Source organism: Rhizobium sp. Nf11,1 (assembly GCF_050587665.1).
Lineage (GTDB): Bacteria > Pseudomonadota > Alphaproteobacteria > Rhizobiales > Rhizobiaceae > Rhizobium.
In genome coordinates, this window is sequence record NZ_JBOBHU010000009.1 from 61200 (window position 1) to 75451 (window position 14252).

The 14252-nt window shown below is 59.7% G+C and carries 15 protein-coding genes; 11 read left to right on the forward strand and 4 right to left on the reverse strand.

Going from position 1 to position 14252, the window contains the following annotated elements:
• The first annotated feature begins 10 nt into the window (after positions 1–10).
• The 7 genes from ACQ7C1_RS15250 to ACQ7C1_RS15280 all read left to right on the forward strand — a co-directional run bounded on the left by ACQ7C1_RS15250 (position 11) and on the right by ACQ7C1_RS15280 (position 7052).
• Positions 11–1153, forward strand: a complete 1143-nt coding sequence (locus ACQ7C1_RS15250) for a pilus assembly protein (RefSeq protein WP_430958869.1) — start codon at positions 11–13, stop codon at positions 1151–1153.
• Positions 1150–1713 carry a L,D-transpeptidase gene (locus ACQ7C1_RS15255; RefSeq protein WP_430958870.1) on the forward strand — a complete coding sequence of 188 codons (564 nt, stop codon included), beginning with the start codon at positions 1150–1152 and terminating at the stop codon, positions 1711–1713. The genes ACQ7C1_RS15250 and ACQ7C1_RS15255 overlap by 4 nt, the downstream gene beginning before the upstream one ends.
• A 16-nt stretch (positions 1714–1729) precedes the next feature.
• Positions 1730–3178, forward strand: coding sequence for a CpaF family protein (locus ACQ7C1_RS15260; RefSeq protein WP_430958871.1), 1449 nt, complete (start codon positions 1730–1732; stop codon positions 3176–3178).
• Positions 3175–4131 (forward strand): type II secretion system F family protein, encoded by a 957-nt coding sequence (locus tag ACQ7C1_RS15265; protein ID WP_430958872.1) that lies wholly within the window; start codon positions 3175–3177, stop codon positions 4129–4131. Before ACQ7C1_RS15260 ends, ACQ7C1_RS15265 begins: the two co-directional genes overlap by 4 nt.
• A 7-nt stretch (positions 4132–4138) precedes the next feature.
• Positions 4139–5083, forward strand: a complete 945-nt coding sequence (locus ACQ7C1_RS15270; RefSeq protein WP_430958873.1) for a type II secretion system F family protein — start codon at positions 4139–4141, stop codon at positions 5081–5083.
• Between the two features lie 15 nt (positions 5084–5098).
• Positions 5099–6403 carry an AAA family ATPase gene (locus ACQ7C1_RS15275; protein ID WP_430958874.1) on the forward strand — a complete coding sequence of 435 codons (1305 nt, stop codon included), beginning with the start codon at positions 5099–5101 and terminating at the stop codon, positions 6401–6403.
• Between the two features lie 79 nt (positions 6404–6482).
• Positions 6483–7052, forward strand: a complete 570-nt coding sequence (locus tag ACQ7C1_RS15280; protein ID WP_430958875.1) for a hypothetical protein — start codon at positions 6483–6485, stop codon at positions 7050–7052.
• A gap of 117 nt (positions 7053–7169) precedes the next feature.
• Here ACQ7C1_RS15280 and ACQ7C1_RS15285 read toward each other — a convergent pair whose 3' ends face one another.
• The 3 genes from ACQ7C1_RS15285 to ACQ7C1_RS15295 all read right to left on the reverse strand — a co-directional run bounded on the left by ACQ7C1_RS15285 (position 7170) and on the right by ACQ7C1_RS15295 (position 8851).
• Positions 7170–7691, reverse strand: a complete 522-nt coding sequence (locus ACQ7C1_RS15285) for a tetratricopeptide repeat protein (RefSeq protein ID WP_097600785.1) — start codon at positions 7689–7691, stop codon at positions 7170–7172.
• A 336-nt stretch (positions 7692–8027) separates the two neighbouring features.
• Positions 8028–8465, reverse strand: a complete 438-nt coding sequence (locus tag ACQ7C1_RS15290) for a DUF1810 domain-containing protein (protein WP_430958876.1) — start codon at positions 8463–8465, stop codon at positions 8028–8030.
• A gap of 110 nt (positions 8466–8575) precedes the next feature.
• Positions 8576–8851 carry a hypothetical protein gene (locus tag ACQ7C1_RS15295; RefSeq protein ID WP_430958996.1) on the reverse strand — a complete coding sequence of 92 codons (276 nt, stop codon included), beginning with the start codon at positions 8849–8851 and terminating at the stop codon, positions 8576–8578.
• Positions 8852–9120: 269 nt separating this feature from the next.
• Here ACQ7C1_RS15295 and ACQ7C1_RS15300 point away from each other — a divergent pair, with 269 nt between their 5' ends.
• Both ACQ7C1_RS15300 and ACQ7C1_RS15305 read left to right on the forward strand, forming a co-directional pair.
• Entirely contained in the window at positions 9121–10491 is a 1371-nt protein-coding gene (locus ACQ7C1_RS15300) for an amidase (protein ID WP_430958877.1), read from the forward strand.
• Positions 10492–10557: 66 nt separating this feature from the next.
• Positions 10558–11418 (forward strand): sugar phosphate isomerase/epimerase family protein, encoded by an 861-nt coding sequence (locus tag ACQ7C1_RS15305; protein ID WP_430958878.1) that lies wholly within the window; start codon positions 10558–10560, stop codon positions 11416–11418.
• Positions 11419–11436: 18 nt separating this feature from the next.
• On the opposite strand, the gene betC is transcribed toward ACQ7C1_RS15305, so the two are convergent.
• A complete protein-coding gene (gene betC, locus ACQ7C1_RS15310; protein WP_430958879.1) occupies positions 11437–12951 on the reverse strand; it encodes a choline-sulfatase in 1515 nt (504 codons plus the stop codon).
• A 95-nt stretch (positions 12952–13046) separates the two neighbouring features.
• Here betC and ACQ7C1_RS15315 point away from each other — a divergent pair, with 95 nt between their 5' ends.
• Both ACQ7C1_RS15315 and ACQ7C1_RS15320 read left to right on the forward strand, forming a co-directional pair.
• Complete coding sequence (locus ACQ7C1_RS15315; RefSeq protein WP_430958880.1) at positions 13047–13952, forward strand: choline sulfate utilization transcriptional regulator; 906 nt, start codon at positions 13047–13049, stop codon at positions 13950–13952.
• 91 nt (positions 13953–14043) lie between these two features.
• Positions 14044–14244 carry a hypothetical protein gene (locus ACQ7C1_RS15320; RefSeq protein ID WP_097600776.1) on the forward strand — a complete coding sequence of 67 codons (201 nt, stop codon included), beginning with the start codon at positions 14044–14046 and terminating at the stop codon, positions 14242–14244.
• Positions 14245–14252: the final 8 nt, after the last annotated feature.

The following is a 14252-nucleotide window of genomic DNA, read 5'->3' on the forward strand; positions in this document are numbered from 1 at the left end:
GAAAGCGAAAATGACAGCTCACATGAACATTGCCGCATCCACCAAGATCCTGGTTCTCTCCGACGACGCGGCGGCAGCGAGCTTCATGCTCGATACGTTCGGGTCGCTTTCGCGTTACGATGTCCGCCATCTCTCGCTGAAGGCGCTCGGAGAAAAGGGCCGGCTCGATCCGACGCAGTTCGACCTGATCGTTCTCGACGTCGACAACGGGGAGTTGCTGCAGCAGCCGGAGCTCTTCACGTTTCGCACCCGCTATCGCGACATTCCCCTCGTTGTCGTTTCCGAAGACCTGCCGGACGACATGCTGCGGCTGCTCTTCCGCCTGAACGGCAATGACTGGCTGAAGAAGCCGCTCGAGCGCCGCGCCCTGATCGACATGATTTCGACCCATGCGCCAGGCACCGGGGCCAGCGACAGCCGGGTGCATGCCGTGGTCTCAGCCGTCGGTGGTGCGGGCGCCAGCATGATCGCTTCGTCGCTTGCACATTCGCTGGCTCAGCCGACCAAGAACTCGACGCCGCGGGTAGACCTGTTCGATACGGATTTTTGCTCCGGGGCGCTTGGCTACTATCTCAATCTTGTGAACGACTATGACTTGAAACCCGTCATCGCCAACCCTTCCCGGGTCGATCTGGAATTCATCGATCTCGTCCGAAAGCGGCATCCGGGAGGCTTTTCACTGCTTTCCTTCAAGCAGCCGTCAGTCCTTCTGTCGCCGAAGGGTGGTGAACTCGTGCTGCGTATGCTCGACGTGGCCGCCTTCGAGAGCGACCACACGGTCGTCGACGTCCCCTATTATGACACGCCGTGGAAATACGAGGTGCTCACTTCGGTCAACAGCATCTACATCGTCACCGAAATGACGATTCCCGCGCTTTCTCAAGCCAGGGATTTGTTTGCCAATCTGGTACGGCTGCGAGGCAGTTCGGATCAGATATTTATCATCATAAACAAATACCGCGCCAAGCTTTTCGGCCTCGGCCTGCGCCGACAACAGACGGAGAAGATCTTCAAGGGCATCCCGACGCATGTCATTGCGGATGAATGGGATACTTTGAGCGAGGCGGTTAACCGAGGCGTGCTGCCGGCTCAGGTGAATTCCCGCGCGCGCTTCTGCGGCGCGGTCGGTAAACTTGGAGCATTGGTACGATGAAGGCGAGTGACCGTGGGCGCATAAGGTCCTGCGTCGGCCTTCTGGCTCTGGCCGTTCTGGCCGTTGCCGGGGATGCCGCGGCAGCCGGGCTTGTGCCTCGAAGCCTCGGGCCGACGACAAGCACCGTGGTGACGATCGAAAAAAGCTACGCGGCCGGAACGATCGTCATCGTCAGCGCGAACCGAACGCTGGATCTCGTCATCTCTGAAGGACGTGCGATCCGTTACAAGATCGGCGTCGGACGTGACGGATTTCGCTGGAGCGGGACCGTCAAGGTTGGACGCAAGGCAGAGTGGCCTGACTGGCGCCCGCCTGCCGAGATGAAGGCGCGCGCGGCCGGACTTCCGGACCTGGTACCTGCCGGTCCGCTCAATCCCTTGGGCGCTCGCGGGATCTATCTCTTCAAGGGCGGGACCGACACGCTCTACCGCATTCACGGAACGAACGAGCAGTCGACGGTCGGCGATTTCGCTTCATCGGGCTGTTTTCGCATGAGCAATGCCGACGTCATCGATCTCTATGAGAGGGTGAAAGTCGGTTCCACGGTCATTGTAAAATAGTTCAGGGGTGGGAAGCATGGCGAACGGCATCATGGGGCGTTTCTACAAGCATCAGCAGGAGCCTGAAAGCCGCGAACATCCGGAGGCGGCCGACCTGTCTCTCGTCGCAGCTCAGAACATGCCTGCCCGACCGGTCTCCGACAGCGCCACGGCGGGTGGCGAAGAGGCGTCTCTGGGGCCGGACATGGTTTCCGAGCGGGTCAATCTGCACCGTTACCTGCTCGATCGTATCAACCTCGGGATCCTCGACACGCTCGACAACGAGGAGATCGCGACCGAGATCCGGCCGTTGGTCAAGGACTATATCCGGAGTAACAACTTTCCGCTGAATGCCAAGGAAATCAACGATCTGATCCGCGATATCACCGATGAGATGCTCGGGCTGGGACCAATCGAGCCACTGCTGGCCGACGAGACGATCGCAGATATTCTCATCAACGGCTACAGCAGCGTCTATGTCGAGCGGAGCGGCAAGCTCGAAAGCACCGCCGTGCGTTTCAAGGACGAGGACCATCTCCTTCGGGTGATCAACAAGATCGTCTCGGCGGTCGGCCGCCGCGTCGACGAATCGACGCCGATGGTTGATGCCCGCCTCAAGGATGGCTCACGTGTCAACGTCGCCATCAGGCCGATCTCGGTCGATGGGCCGCTCGTTTCCATCCGCAAATTCACCCGCAAGCCGCTGACATTGGAGCGCCTCGTGCAATATGGCGCCATGGCCGATGCGATGCGCATCCTTCTCAGCGCCGCAGTCAAGGGCAAAGTGTCCATGGTCATTTCAGGTGGCACCGGTTCTGGCAAGACCACCTTGCTCAATGCTCTCTCCTCGCAGATTTCTCCAAAGGAGCGCCTGATCACTATCGAGGATGCGGCCGAGCTTCAACTGCAGCAGCCCCATGTCGGGCGTTTGGAAACCCGGCCGCCGACGCTCGACGGACGCAACGAGATCCGTCAACGCGAACTTCTGAAAAACGCCCTGCGCATGCGCCCCGACCGCATCATCGTCGGCGAAGTCCGCGGAGACGAGGCATTCGACATGCTGCAGGCGATGAATACCGGTCACGAGGGGTCGATGACGACCATTCACGCCAACACGCCTCGCGACGCCGTGGGCCGGCTTGAGCAGATGGTCGGCATGGCCGGGATGCCGATGTCGCAGTTGAGCATTCGCTCGCAGATCTCGTCCGCCATCACCGTCATCGTGCAGGTCCAGCGCCTGAGCGACGGCAGCCGCAAGGTTGTCTCGATTTCCGAAATCACCGGCATGGAAGGCGAAGTGGTGCAGATGCAGGAGATTATGAAATTCAAGAAAATCAACACCGACGAAGGCGGGCGCATTCATGGAGAATTCCGCGCCACCGGCATCCGGCCGCGGTTCGTCGAGGAATTTGCCGAACTCGGCATCGATATCCCTGTGTCGATTTTCGATCCCGGTAAACCGCTGCAGACGGGACCTGTTCAATGACGACCCTGACTCTCGTTTACGCTGCCGTTTTCACCGCTGCCCTCGTCGCTGTCGAAGCGATCATGCGCGGCTACTTCAAGACATCCGAACGCCATCGCGCGGTGAACCATCGGTTGCGTTTGCTCGAGGTCAGCGACGATCATCGCAAGACCTATGGCGATATGCTCAAGGAGCGCGGCGCCGGCGGCAGTTGGCGGCAAATCGCCGTGATGCAGCGGCTGCTGCAGTTCTACGCCCAATCGGGAATCAAGTTCGATGTCCGGCGGTTTGCCCTCGTCGCGATCGCCGGCGCGCTTGTGACGTGGTTGGTCGTTCAGTTCCTCGTGCCGAGCACCCTGTTTAGAATACCCGTTTTTCTGCTGATCTGCCTCCTCGTCCCTGCGCTCGTCGTCTGGCGCGCCCGGGCGCGCCGCATGAAGAAATTCGAACTGAAGCTCCCTGAAGCGCTCGATGTCGCCAATCGCAGCTTGGCGGCCGGCCATCCGCTGCCGGCGGCGATTGCTCTGGTGGCCCGCGAGATGCCGGATCCGATCGGCACCGAATTCGGCCTCCTCTCGGATGAACTCGCCTACGGCGTGACACTGGACGATGCCCTTCTCAACCTGGCAGGCCGGGTCGGCGTCGAGGATCTGAATCTGCTTTCGATTTCGTTGAGCGTCCAGGCGGGAACCGGCGGAAATCTGGTCGAGATCTTGCAGAACCTTTCGAAGACGCTGCGAGACCGGACGATGCTGAAGGCAAAGGTCAGGGCGATTTCCTCGGAAGGACGCATCACGGCGATCTTCATGTCGGTCTATCCCTTTCTGCTCTATGCGATGATCAAGGCGTTGTCGCCGACCTACTTCGATCCCCTCTGGGATAGCGGCTATGGAACCGCCGTGGTGAGCGTGCTGCTGGTCGTCATGGCGATCGGGAATGTCATTCTCTACAAGATGGTCAACTTCGAGTACTGAGGCGGTCATGTCGAGTGAGTATGGAATTTACCTCATCGTCTTCTTTGCGGTCCTGATCTTTACTGCAGCAGCCTCGGAACTGTTTTTTCGACAGCGCGAGGTCTCCGTTCGGGTGTCGAAAAGCTCGGCGGCAGCCCGCGAGGAGTTCCAGCTCGGCGATACGACGATTGCCGATCTCGGTGAGGCGGAAAACCGCTTGATCCGTCGCTATTTCGAGATTACGCGACGTGACACGAATGTGCACTCCACCCAGAATCGGCTGATCCGGGCTGGATATTTCGCTGCCGGCGCCGTCACCACCTTCCAAGTCGTTCGCGCGGTGGTCTGTATCGGCATGCTCGTCGCGGCGGTCTGGGCCGTAAACCGGATCGCGCCAGCCATGTCGCAGATGGCGGCCCTGATCATTGCCATGTTTGCTGCGGGCGCAACCTTCATTCTCGTCAACATCTATATCGACCGGCGGGGCGCCGCAAAGGAAAGGGAGTACCGCCGCCTCTTTCCCGATTTCATGGATATGCTGATCGTCTGCCTCGATGCGGGCATGAGCATCGAGGCGGCGGCGAACCGGGTTGCTCGCGAATTCGTCGACAAGCAGCAGGACTTCGGCCTCCATCTCTCGATCATGATGCTGGAAGTGCGGGGCGGCCGGCGATTGCGCGAAGCGCTCGCCAACCTTGCCACCCGCCTGAGGATCGACGAGGCCCGGGCCCTTTCCGTTCTGTTCCGCCAATCGGAGGAGCTCGGGACTAGCGTCACGCAGACGCTGCGGGTCTACAGCAAGGAAATGCGTGACCTGCGTGTGGTTCGCGCGGAGGAAAAGGCGAACGCCCTGCCGGTCAAGATGCTGCTGCCGCTCGGCGCCTTCCTTTTCCCGGTAAGCCTCCTCATCGTTCTCGTTCCCATTATTATGCGTGTCGTCAGTCTTCTCATCGGCATGAAACCCGGCGGTTAAGCCCAGCGAGGTCGTATGCAGTATTCGCTCGAACAGGATCGTAACGATGCCGTCATTTCTCTCGATCCGCGCATGCCGATGGCACCGGCGAGCATAGAACAAGCGGGATTGGACCAGTCGTTCCTGCTTCGGCTGGCCGCAAAATGTGCAGCCGAGCAGGATACAACCACGGCATCTCATCTCGCTGAGCGCATGAAATTGCCGAAAGTGATCGTCAATATTTTGATCAAGGAACTGGTGAAACTCGCATACCTCGAGGCTCGCGGCCTGGCGGGTGAGGATGTCAGATCCGATGTTCGATATGCGCTGTCAACGAAGGGGTTCGAATATGCCCACGCGGCGTCGCGCCAATGCCAATATGTCGGGCCGGCGCCGGTGTCGCTCGACGCGTTCTGCCGGCAAATAGGTTTGCAGTCCATCCATCACGAGCGCGTGACCCCAGACCGGCTGACCGACAGCCTTGAGGGGCTGGTGCTCTCGCACACCCTGGTCGAAAAACTCGGCCCGGCCATCAACTCCGGTCGCTCTATCCTGCTTTACGGACCGCCCGGCAACGGGAAGACCAGCATCGCCGAGCGGACGTCGCAACTGTTTCGGCAAACGATCTGGGTGCCATATGCCATCGAGGTCGGCGGTCATGTCATCAGTTTCTATGACGAGGCCGTGCATCACCCCGTATCGGAGGCTGGCACGGACTCCCATTCGAAAGCGGATCAACGATGGATCGAATGCCGCCGTCCGGTGATCAAGACGGGCGGGGAATTGACCCTCGATCAGCTCGATCTCACCTTCAACGCCGGGCCAAATGTCTATGAAGCACCCATACACTTGAAAGCGTCCGGCGGCGTGTTCATCATCGACGACTTCGGGCGTCAGCAAGTGGCGCCACAGGCGCTCATCAATCGCTGGATTGTGCCGCTCGAGCGCGGATATGACTTCCTGACGCTGCACACCGGCAAGAAGTTCAAGGTTCCCTTTGACGAGCTGGTCGTGTTTTCAACGAATATCGCACCGAAGGACCTCTCCGACGAGGCGGGCTTGCGGCGCCTCAAATACAAGATTTTTGTCAACACTCCGTCGCGCGACGAATATCTCAGAATTTTCAAATCCTACGCCAGCGGCACTGGATTGGTTGTCGCTGACCCAGAGCTGAACTTGTTCTACGATCGCAAGTACAACGGTGATGTGTTAGCGTCTTGCTACCATCCGAAGTATCTTCTCGATTTCGTCGGTTCCTACTGCGAGTTTAATGGCTTAGCGCGAATCGCGTCGCTTGAGATGCTCGAACGCGCGTGGGAAGGTGTATTTACGTCGGAATGATTGCGGGCCTGGCGCTGATCACCGCCTGTTCCTGGACATTGTGTCCAACACGGATTTCATGGCTTACGGGAGTAAAACAATGACCGGCATACCGAATATCGACGTCGAAGCCGACCGCGCAAAACCAAGCCACATGCGAACACCAGAGCCGAGAGGCTCAAGAAACCCGTTGCTCGTCGGATTGATCCTGATGCTCCTGCCGGTGAATGCCGGCGTTCTCATTTATACTGCCAAGAACTCGGCCGATGTTCGCGAGAGCCGCGAGACCATGGCCGCGCTCAAGAGGTCGATTGATGGCCTGAGAGGACAAATGGAAAAGCAGTCGGGCAACATAGCGGACAATGCCAAGGCCGACGAAGTCGCACTGATCCGCCAGGAGATTGATAGCCTGCAAAAGTCCATTCTGTCGATCAACGAAGGAATGCGCAACGACATGAGCGGTGCACGCATGGGTTCAGCTTTGGTCCTCAGTGCACCCGGCAAGGAGCCGGCACAGTTTTTCGCACCCCGTGGCGTGTCAGCGGAAACGCAAACTGCAGATAGCACCCTTGCGTCGATCGAAGCCGGCGGCATTTCCGTCAGTAACCTGCCGCGTTACGAACGCACACTCTCGCCGGAAGGCAAGCTCATTCTTCGGAAGGCACGGTAAACACCGACTCGCCGAAATCTCCAAAGCAATCGGTGGACGCCGCCAGGGGCGTCGTGCCGCTGCTCATATCCAGGGCGTTCTCATCTCGACGCAGATTGCCGATCGCTGAAGGATCGATTACCGCTGAGCATACTTCACGCTGTTCTTCATCAGTTCGAGATTACGGGCAGTGACTTCGTTTCCGGGATCAAGCTCATAGGCTTTCAGGAAATAGCGCCTGGCGGTACGCAGGTCACCGCGTAACAGGTGAGAATAGCCGATATTGTTGTAGTAGACCGGGGTGTTGCCGATCATCCGCGAGAGTTGCTGATAAGCGCGGTCGGAGGTATCGAAGCGGGCAACCATATCGGCGGAGGCCGCCAAGCCTAACCAGGCGGCCGGGTCTTCCGGAAAAACGTCAACCGCTCGCTTGTAGATGGCGTAGGATTTTCCGTAATTCTTTTCCTGAAACTGCAGTTTGCCGTTGGTTATCAGCTCGTCGTTCTTATAGAAGGCGACGGCCGAGTCATCCTGGAGAGTTTTTGCGCTGTCGCCGTAAGCAGCCAGACCATCAACGCCGGATGACTGGCAACCAGCCAAAATCGCTCCGGTCGCCAGCAAAAAGGCAATGCATTTAGTCCCAGCTCTGATCTGCAGCATTGGCAATTTGATCCCCATCAGACATTCTTACCCAAGACTCGGATGCGTTCACCGGCATCATCGTGAAAAAAAGCTAACAACTCAAGAATTTAAGCAGATACTCACAAAAAAGGCGACAGAGGCGGTCTTCGCTGGCTTGCGCCATGGGCAATAAACGCCAACTACTCGGGGTAGGCAACATGTGCGCGCCAAAATCTCGGCCTGATAGAAAAACTTGGCGGCCCATGTCGCTCCGGTTAGAGCAATTCCAGGAAAAGCGCGGAGCGCCTTTGCCGGGAATTGCGTAAAAACAAAAACTTGGAGCGGGTCTGCGCTTCCGTGAAAAGCTGAACCGCTCTAGTCCTTGGCGCTGAGGATCTCGATCGTCCGCTCGTCGAATTTTCCTTGATAAAAACGGTCGATCGCCCGGTGGAAGGGCGACCCGTGATCGCTGATCGCTGCAAACAAGGTCATCGATGAGCGCAGCTTGAGATCATCAGGCGAGCCGAGGATGTCATGGGCCGATCGGCCGTCGATCGATAAAAGAGCCTCGACGCAGCGCAGCAGCCGGCTTGAGAGCGTGGGATCGGCGAGATAGGCGGCCGCTTCCCCGGCCGAGCGTATGGCATATTTTTCCGCCATTGCAGAAGTGCCGAGACCAGCGATCTGCGGAAAGATGAACCACATCCAATGCGAGGTTTTCCGTCCGGCCTTCAGCTCGGACAGCGCCTGCTCGTAGACGCCGTTTTGGGCATCGACGAAACGTTCGAGATTGTATTCGATCTTGCCGGCCATGGTTCTTTCCTCTTTTTGCTGTCAACGCAGCCTTGAGCCAGAGGTCTCTATGCCCGGCGAAGGAACTTCTCCCTGGCGATCAATGTCGCCAGGGGTCGTAGACTCTGCTGTCAGCAGACCCTTTCAGCATAAGGACTGCTGTCACGGCAATGGCCGTAGGGCTGATGATGCGGCGTATCGCCAGGTGTGGCGGCAATGGCCGATGTCGTCACCGGATCCGTCTCGCTGGAAGAATATGCGGCAAAACCAACAAAGCTCAAGACAATCAACGCTGCGACGACGACAACACGCTCGAAACCGGAAAGTTTCTGGGCGCTGACATGTTCCACATAGTCTCGCTCGCCCGGACCAGCAGTTTCGTCCTCTTTCACGTGGAGGGTCACCATATCCTGGCGACCGCTTAAAGTTTCACAATCTGTCATTCTAACTACTCCTGCAACACATGCGGCCGGTCAAAGAGTAAACTCTCACCCTCGTGCCGAGCCGGCTCGCCATGCGTGCATGCATGTGTGTCTTCAATCGTGGCAATTGAAGGGGCAATATTCAAACTCAGTGTTCAAAAATTCGTACCAATAAATGCAAAAGATCGTGAGGCTCTGGCCCGCTCGAATGATCCAGGTTAGTTCTTGGCAGCATCTCTCATCAGGACCATCTCATGAGCAAATCCTTCGGTGCGATGTCGGTCGCCCAGCTTTCCGTTCTCATCCAAGGCGGCGCCGCCGATCCGATCGATGTGGCCGAGACGGTATTCGAATCCATAGCGAACTATGCCGACAAGGCGGTCTTCACCACACTGCTCGAAGGTCGGGCGATGGAGGAGGCGCGCGCCTGCTCCAAACGTTTGCGGGAAGGGCGCTCGCTCGGTTTGTTGGACGGCATTCCGATCGCCTGGAAGGATCTTTTCGACATCGAGGGCCTGCCGACGACGGCAGGGTCCGTCGTCCTGGCCGCCGACGCGCCCGCCACTCGCGATGCGGCGATCGTCAGTCTCCTCAGGCGGGCGGGCATGGTCGCCATCGGCCGCACCAATATGAGCGAATTCGCCTTTTCCGGCCTTGGCATCAATCCCCATTACGGCACGCCGGTCAATCCGCGCGGCACCGATCTCCCGCGCATCCCCGGCGGCTCCTCCTCTGGCGCCGGTGTTGCCGTCGCAGCCGGGTTGGTGCCGGTCGCAATGGGCACGGATACCGGCGGCTCGGTGCGCATTCCCGCCGCCTTCAATGGCATCGTCGGCTACAAGGCGACATCAGGTCGTCATGCGATGGGCGGCGTCTATCCGCTGGCAAAGAGCCTCGATTCGCTGGGGCCGCTCTGCCGCAGCGTCAGGGATGCCGTGTGGATCGATGCGGCGATGCGCGGCCTGACCGTTCCCGATCTCGCCGAGCGTCCGCTGCGGGGACTGGAATTGCTCGTGCCCGAAAATGTCGTTTTCGATGCGGCGGAACCGGGCGTTGTCGAGGCTTTCGAGGCAGCTTTGGAGCGCCTTCAAAGTGCGGGCGCCGCTGTTTCCCGCACGGTTATTCCCGCCTTCAACGAAATTTTCGATCTGATGACAAGATACGGTCCGCTAGTGACGGCGGAGGCTTTCGCCCTTCACCAGGAGCGTTTGGCGGGACCGGACGCAGAGCGTATGGACCATCGCGTCGTCATGCGCACTCGCTTGGGAAGCAGGACGACGGCGCCCGATTACATCGCGATGCTGCAGGCGCGCAGCCGCCTGATCGCCGATACCGACCGTCTCATTGGCAATCGTCTGATCGCCTTCCCCACGGTCGCCCATGTCGCTCCGCCGATCGCGCCGCTGGAGCGCGACGACGAGCTCTTCTTCGCGACCAACAACAAGACGCTGCGCAACACCGCGCTCGGTAACTTTCTCGACTGGTGCGGCGTTTCCGTTCCCTGCGGCACGGCCGGGGCCGGCATGCCTGTCGGCCTGCTGCTTTCAGCGACCGCCCATCGCGACGAGGCGCTGTTGGGGGCTGCCCTGGCCGCCGAGGCAGTCATCCGTGGCGATTTCGCTTGACGGCAATTGAAGCGCGCGGGCTTTTTTTGCCATTAATGGAACGAGAAGCTTTCTGGAGGAAGGCACATGCAGCTTTTGCAGAACGAACGCTTTGCGGTTTCAACGTGGTCACTGCACCGGCTGCTCGGCGCGGTCCATGCCTACAGCCCTGATCCCAGCAAACGCGCTGCCCCCAAAGAACCGTATGGCCCCGGTGTCGCGGCGCTGATCGACGTTCCGGCGGCGCTGGCGGTACGTGGCATCCATCGGCTGGAGATCTGTTCCTTCCATCTGCCGAGCCTCGAAACCGGCTACCTCCACGAGCTGCGCGACGCGATGGCAGCGTCCAATGTGCTGTTCCAGACGCTGCTCGTCGAGGACGGTGACCCGAGCCATCCCGAAACGGCCGAACGCGACGTCGAATGGATGGCGCGTTGGATCGACATATCCGCTGCCCTCGGGGCTGAGCGGATGCGGGTCATTGCCGGCAAGCAGAAGCCGACGGAGGGAAACCTTGCTCGCGCTGCCCGCCATCTGAACTGGTTGGCCGACAAGGCCAAAGGCAGTGGGGTGCGCGTCGTTGTCGAGAACTGGTTCGACCTGCTGCCGTCGCCGCTGGAGATGAACTGGCTGCTGGACCGGCTGGACGGCAAGGTCGGCCTTAACGGCGACCTCGGCAATTGGTCGGCACCCGCCAAGTACGAAGGTCTTGCCGATATCATGCGCCGGGCGGAAATCTGCCACGCCAAGGCCGATTACGGCCCTGCAGGTCTCGATGCCGAAGACTACCGCAAGTGCCTGGAGATGTGCGAGCAGGCCGGTTACGCCGGTCCTTTCACTGTGATTTACGACTCGCCGTTCTTCGCCGATGAATGGGACGGGATCCTGCTTCAAAAAAAATTCATCGAGGATTTTCTGCGCGAGGCGCCAGAGCGCAGGACGGCTTAAAGTCCAAGGACTTCGCGCTTATTCCTGACGCGGGAATCTCTGGCTTTCCTCCAGCACGTTCAGATCCATGTGGTTGCGCATATAACGCTCCGAGGCTTTCTGCAGCGGCTGATAATCCCAGGGGTAATAGGCGCCGTTGCGAAGCGCTGCGTAAACCACCCAGCGGCGCGCCTGGCTTTCGCGCACGGCTGCGTCGAAATCGCCAAGGTTCCAGCGCCGGCTTGCTTGCTCGGTTAGCCGCGCCAAGCCTTCAGCATGCGAGGGATCGCTCGCCAGATTATTCAATTCTCTCGGGTCGGCCTCGAGGTCGAAAAGCATCGGCGGGTCCTTCTCGCAGAGCGACAGCTTGTATCGCCCATCCCTCAGGCAGACGAGCGGCGCTTCGGAACCTTCAGCGGCATATTCGATCGGCACGGGGCCGCGGCTGCCGGTGCCTTGGGAAAGCGGGGCGAGATCCTCGCCCTCGGTCCACGGTTTCAGTGAGGCTATATCGATGCCGACGAGGCCGGCGAGCGTCGGCGTCACGTCGAGGGTGGAAACCGGCTGGTCGATGCGCTTCGGCGCCCAGCCGGGCGCTGCGATCATCAGCGGAACGCGGGCCGACCCTTCGAAGAAGTTCATCTTGAACCAGAGGCCGCGATCGCCGAGCATGTCGCCATGGTCGGACACGAAGAGGATGATCGTGTTGTCGGCCATGCGGCTGCGTTCGAGCACATCGAGAATCTCGCCGATCTTTTCATCGACATAGGAGATATTGGCGAAATAGCCGCGTCTTGCCCGTCTGATCTCCTCCGGGCTGATGTCGAAAGCCTCGTGATCGCAGGCTTTCATCAGACGCTGCGAGTGCGGGTCCTGCTCATCGAAAGCGATCGGCGCAACCGCCGGATCGAGGGCCGGGCAGTCCTCATAGAGATCCCAGAATTTGCGGCGCGCGACATAGGGGTCATGCGGATGGGTGAAGCTGACGGTCAGGCACCAGGGGCGCTCGTCATGGCCACGGGAGAGATCATAGAGTTTCCGCGTGGCGTGATAGGCGACCTCGTCGTCATATTCCATCTGGTTGGTGATTTCGGCCACACCGGCGCCCGTGACCGAGCCGAGATTGTGGTACCACCAGTCGATGCGCTCGCCGGGCTTGGTGTAGTCGGGCGTCCAGCCGAAATCCGCCGGGTAGATATCCGTCGTCAGGCGTTCCTCGAAACCGTGCAGCTGGTCGGGGCCGACAAAATGCATCTTTCCTGACAGCGCCGTCTGGTATCCGGCGGCGCGTAGGTGATGGGCGTAGGTGGGAATGTCGGAGGCGAATTCCGCCGCATTGTCATAGACGCGCGTTCGGCTCGGCAATTGTCCCGACATGAAGGATGCCCGCGCCGGCGCGCAGAGCGGGCTTGCCGTATAGGTATTGGCGAAGCGCACCGAGCGCTCGGCCAGGGATTTCAAATGCGGCGCATGAAGGAAATCGGCCGGACCATCGGGAAACAAGGTCCCATTCAACTGGTCCACCATGAGAATGAGGATATTCGGGCGCGCCATATGATTTGCCTTTTGCTATTTGAAGATTTTATTGAAGCGCCTATCATTGCGCCTGTAAAGGCAGCTTTTTTCGATGGCTGCCTAAAGGGATTTTTATGGCAGAGCACCCCCCTGAGCTTGGATGGATGCGCCTTTTTGTTGAAGTCGCGCGACTGGGCAGTTTTTCGGCGGCTGCGACGCTACTCGGGCTGACCCAGCCCGCCGTCAGCTACCAGATCCGCCGGCTGGAAGACCAGTTCGGTGTCAGCCTGCTGCGCCGCCAGCATCGTGGCGTCGAGCTGACCGCGGAAGGCGAGCGCCTTCTCGCGGTGACCGCCAAGGCAGTCGGCGACATCGATGCACTCGCCCGCAGTTTTCGCGTCGAAGCTCAACGGCCGGTCGTCAGGCTCAGGACAGACTATGCATTCTCCGCACTTTGGCTGATACCACGGATGGAGAGGTTTCGCCTTCTGCATCCAGAAACGGACATACAGATCATTGCGACGCAGAGGCTTGCGGCCGGATTCCGCGATGAAGCCGATGTCGCGGTGGTTTTCGGTACGCGTAAGGAATTTGCAGCCGTCGGTACGCTCCTGCTGCCGGAGAGGGTCGTGCCCGTCTGCACGCGCGGATTTCTCGATCGCAACGGCCCCCTCGACGATCCAAGAGAGCTCGCAAAGGCGCGGCTGATCCATCTTGACGGACCGCTGCCATCGCCCTGGTTCGACTGGCGCAGCTACTTTGCCGAATTATCGGTCCTGCGCGACATCAACGCCGGGCGCGGCGATATCAGCTTCAATACCTATTCCTTGGTCATCCAGGCCGCCCTCAGCGAGCAGGGCGTCGCGATCGGCTGGAAGGGCCTCGTCGATACGCTTCTTTCGGCACGCATGCTCGTCGAAGCCGGTCCACCGCTGGAGGCGCCCGACCACGGTTACTGGCTGGTGCCGCCGCGGTCTCCAAACGTTCACAGCGAGAGGCTCAGCGCCTGGCTGGCGGATGAGGTGAAGAGAAATGATTAGCGGCGGTTGCAGTTCTGTCCAGGAGAAGCCTTGTCATCGGCGATCGCGATCGACATTGTGGGGCCGAATCGATGGCGAAGGTAGCTGAAGCATGCGAACGATCGGATATGTCATAGGTCTGCTCATGGTCTTGCTAGGCCTGATCTGGATCGGGCAGGGAAGCGGCTATTTTCCCTATCCGGCGTCCAGTTTCATGATCGCTCAAAAGATCTGGATGCTCTGGGGAGCCATTCTGGCCGCAGCGGGTATCGTGGTGATCGTCATGCTCTCGCGGCTGCGCCGCAGAGGATGAATTGCTGC

Excerpts from the sequence above, each read along its gene's own strand:
- ACQ7C1_RS15250 (WP_430958869.1), top strand. The coding sequence starts at position 11 with ATGACAGCTCACATGAACATTGCCGCATCCACCAAGATCCTGGTTCTC.
- ACQ7C1_RS15255 (WP_430958870.1), top strand. The coding sequence starts at position 1,150 with ATGAAGGCGAGTGACCGTGGGCGCATAAGGTCCTGCGTCGGCCTTCTG.
- ACQ7C1_RS15260 (WP_430958871.1), top strand. The coding sequence starts at position 1,730 with ATGGCGAACGGCATCATGGGGCGTTTCTACAAGCATCAGCAGGAGCCT.
- ACQ7C1_RS15265 (WP_430958872.1), top strand. The coding sequence starts at position 3,175 with ATGACGACCCTGACTCTCGTTTACGCTGCCGTTTTCACCGCTGCCCTC.
- ACQ7C1_RS15270 (WP_430958873.1), top strand. The coding sequence starts at position 4,139 with ATGTCGAGTGAGTATGGAATTTACCTCATCGTCTTCTTTGCGGTCCTG.
- ACQ7C1_RS15275 (WP_430958874.1), top strand. The coding sequence starts at position 5,099 with ATGCAGTATTCGCTCGAACAGGATCGTAACGATGCCGTCATTTCTCTC.
- ACQ7C1_RS15280 (WP_430958875.1), top strand. The coding sequence starts at position 6,483 with ATGACCGGCATACCGAATATCGACGTCGAAGCCGACCGCGCAAAACCA.
- ACQ7C1_RS15285 (WP_097600785.1), bottom strand. The coding sequence starts at position 7,691 with ATGCTGCAGATCAGAGCTGGGACTAAATGCATTGCCTTTTTGCTGGCG.
- ACQ7C1_RS15290 (WP_430958876.1), bottom strand. The coding sequence starts at position 8,465 with ATGGCCGGCAAGATCGAATACAATCTCGAACGTTTCGTCGATGCCCAA.
- ACQ7C1_RS15295 (WP_430958996.1), bottom strand. The coding sequence starts at position 8,851 with ATGGTGACCCTCCACGTGAAAGAGGACGAAACTGCTGGTCCGGGCGAG.
- ACQ7C1_RS15300 (WP_430958877.1), top strand. The coding sequence starts at position 9,121 with ATGAGCAAATCCTTCGGTGCGATGTCGGTCGCCCAGCTTTCCGTTCTC.
- ACQ7C1_RS15305 (WP_430958878.1), top strand. The coding sequence starts at position 10,558 with ATGCAGCTTTTGCAGAACGAACGCTTTGCGGTTTCAACGTGGTCACTG.
- betC (WP_430958879.1), bottom strand. The coding sequence starts at position 12,951 with ATGGCGCGCCCGAATATCCTCATTCTCATGGTGGACCAGTTGAATGGG.
- ACQ7C1_RS15315 (WP_430958880.1), top strand. The coding sequence starts at position 13,047 with ATGGCAGAGCACCCCCCTGAGCTTGGATGGATGCGCCTTTTTGTTGAA.
- ACQ7C1_RS15320 (WP_097600776.1), top strand. The coding sequence starts at position 14,044 with ATGCGAACGATCGGATATGTCATAGGTCTGCTCATGGTCTTGCTAGGC.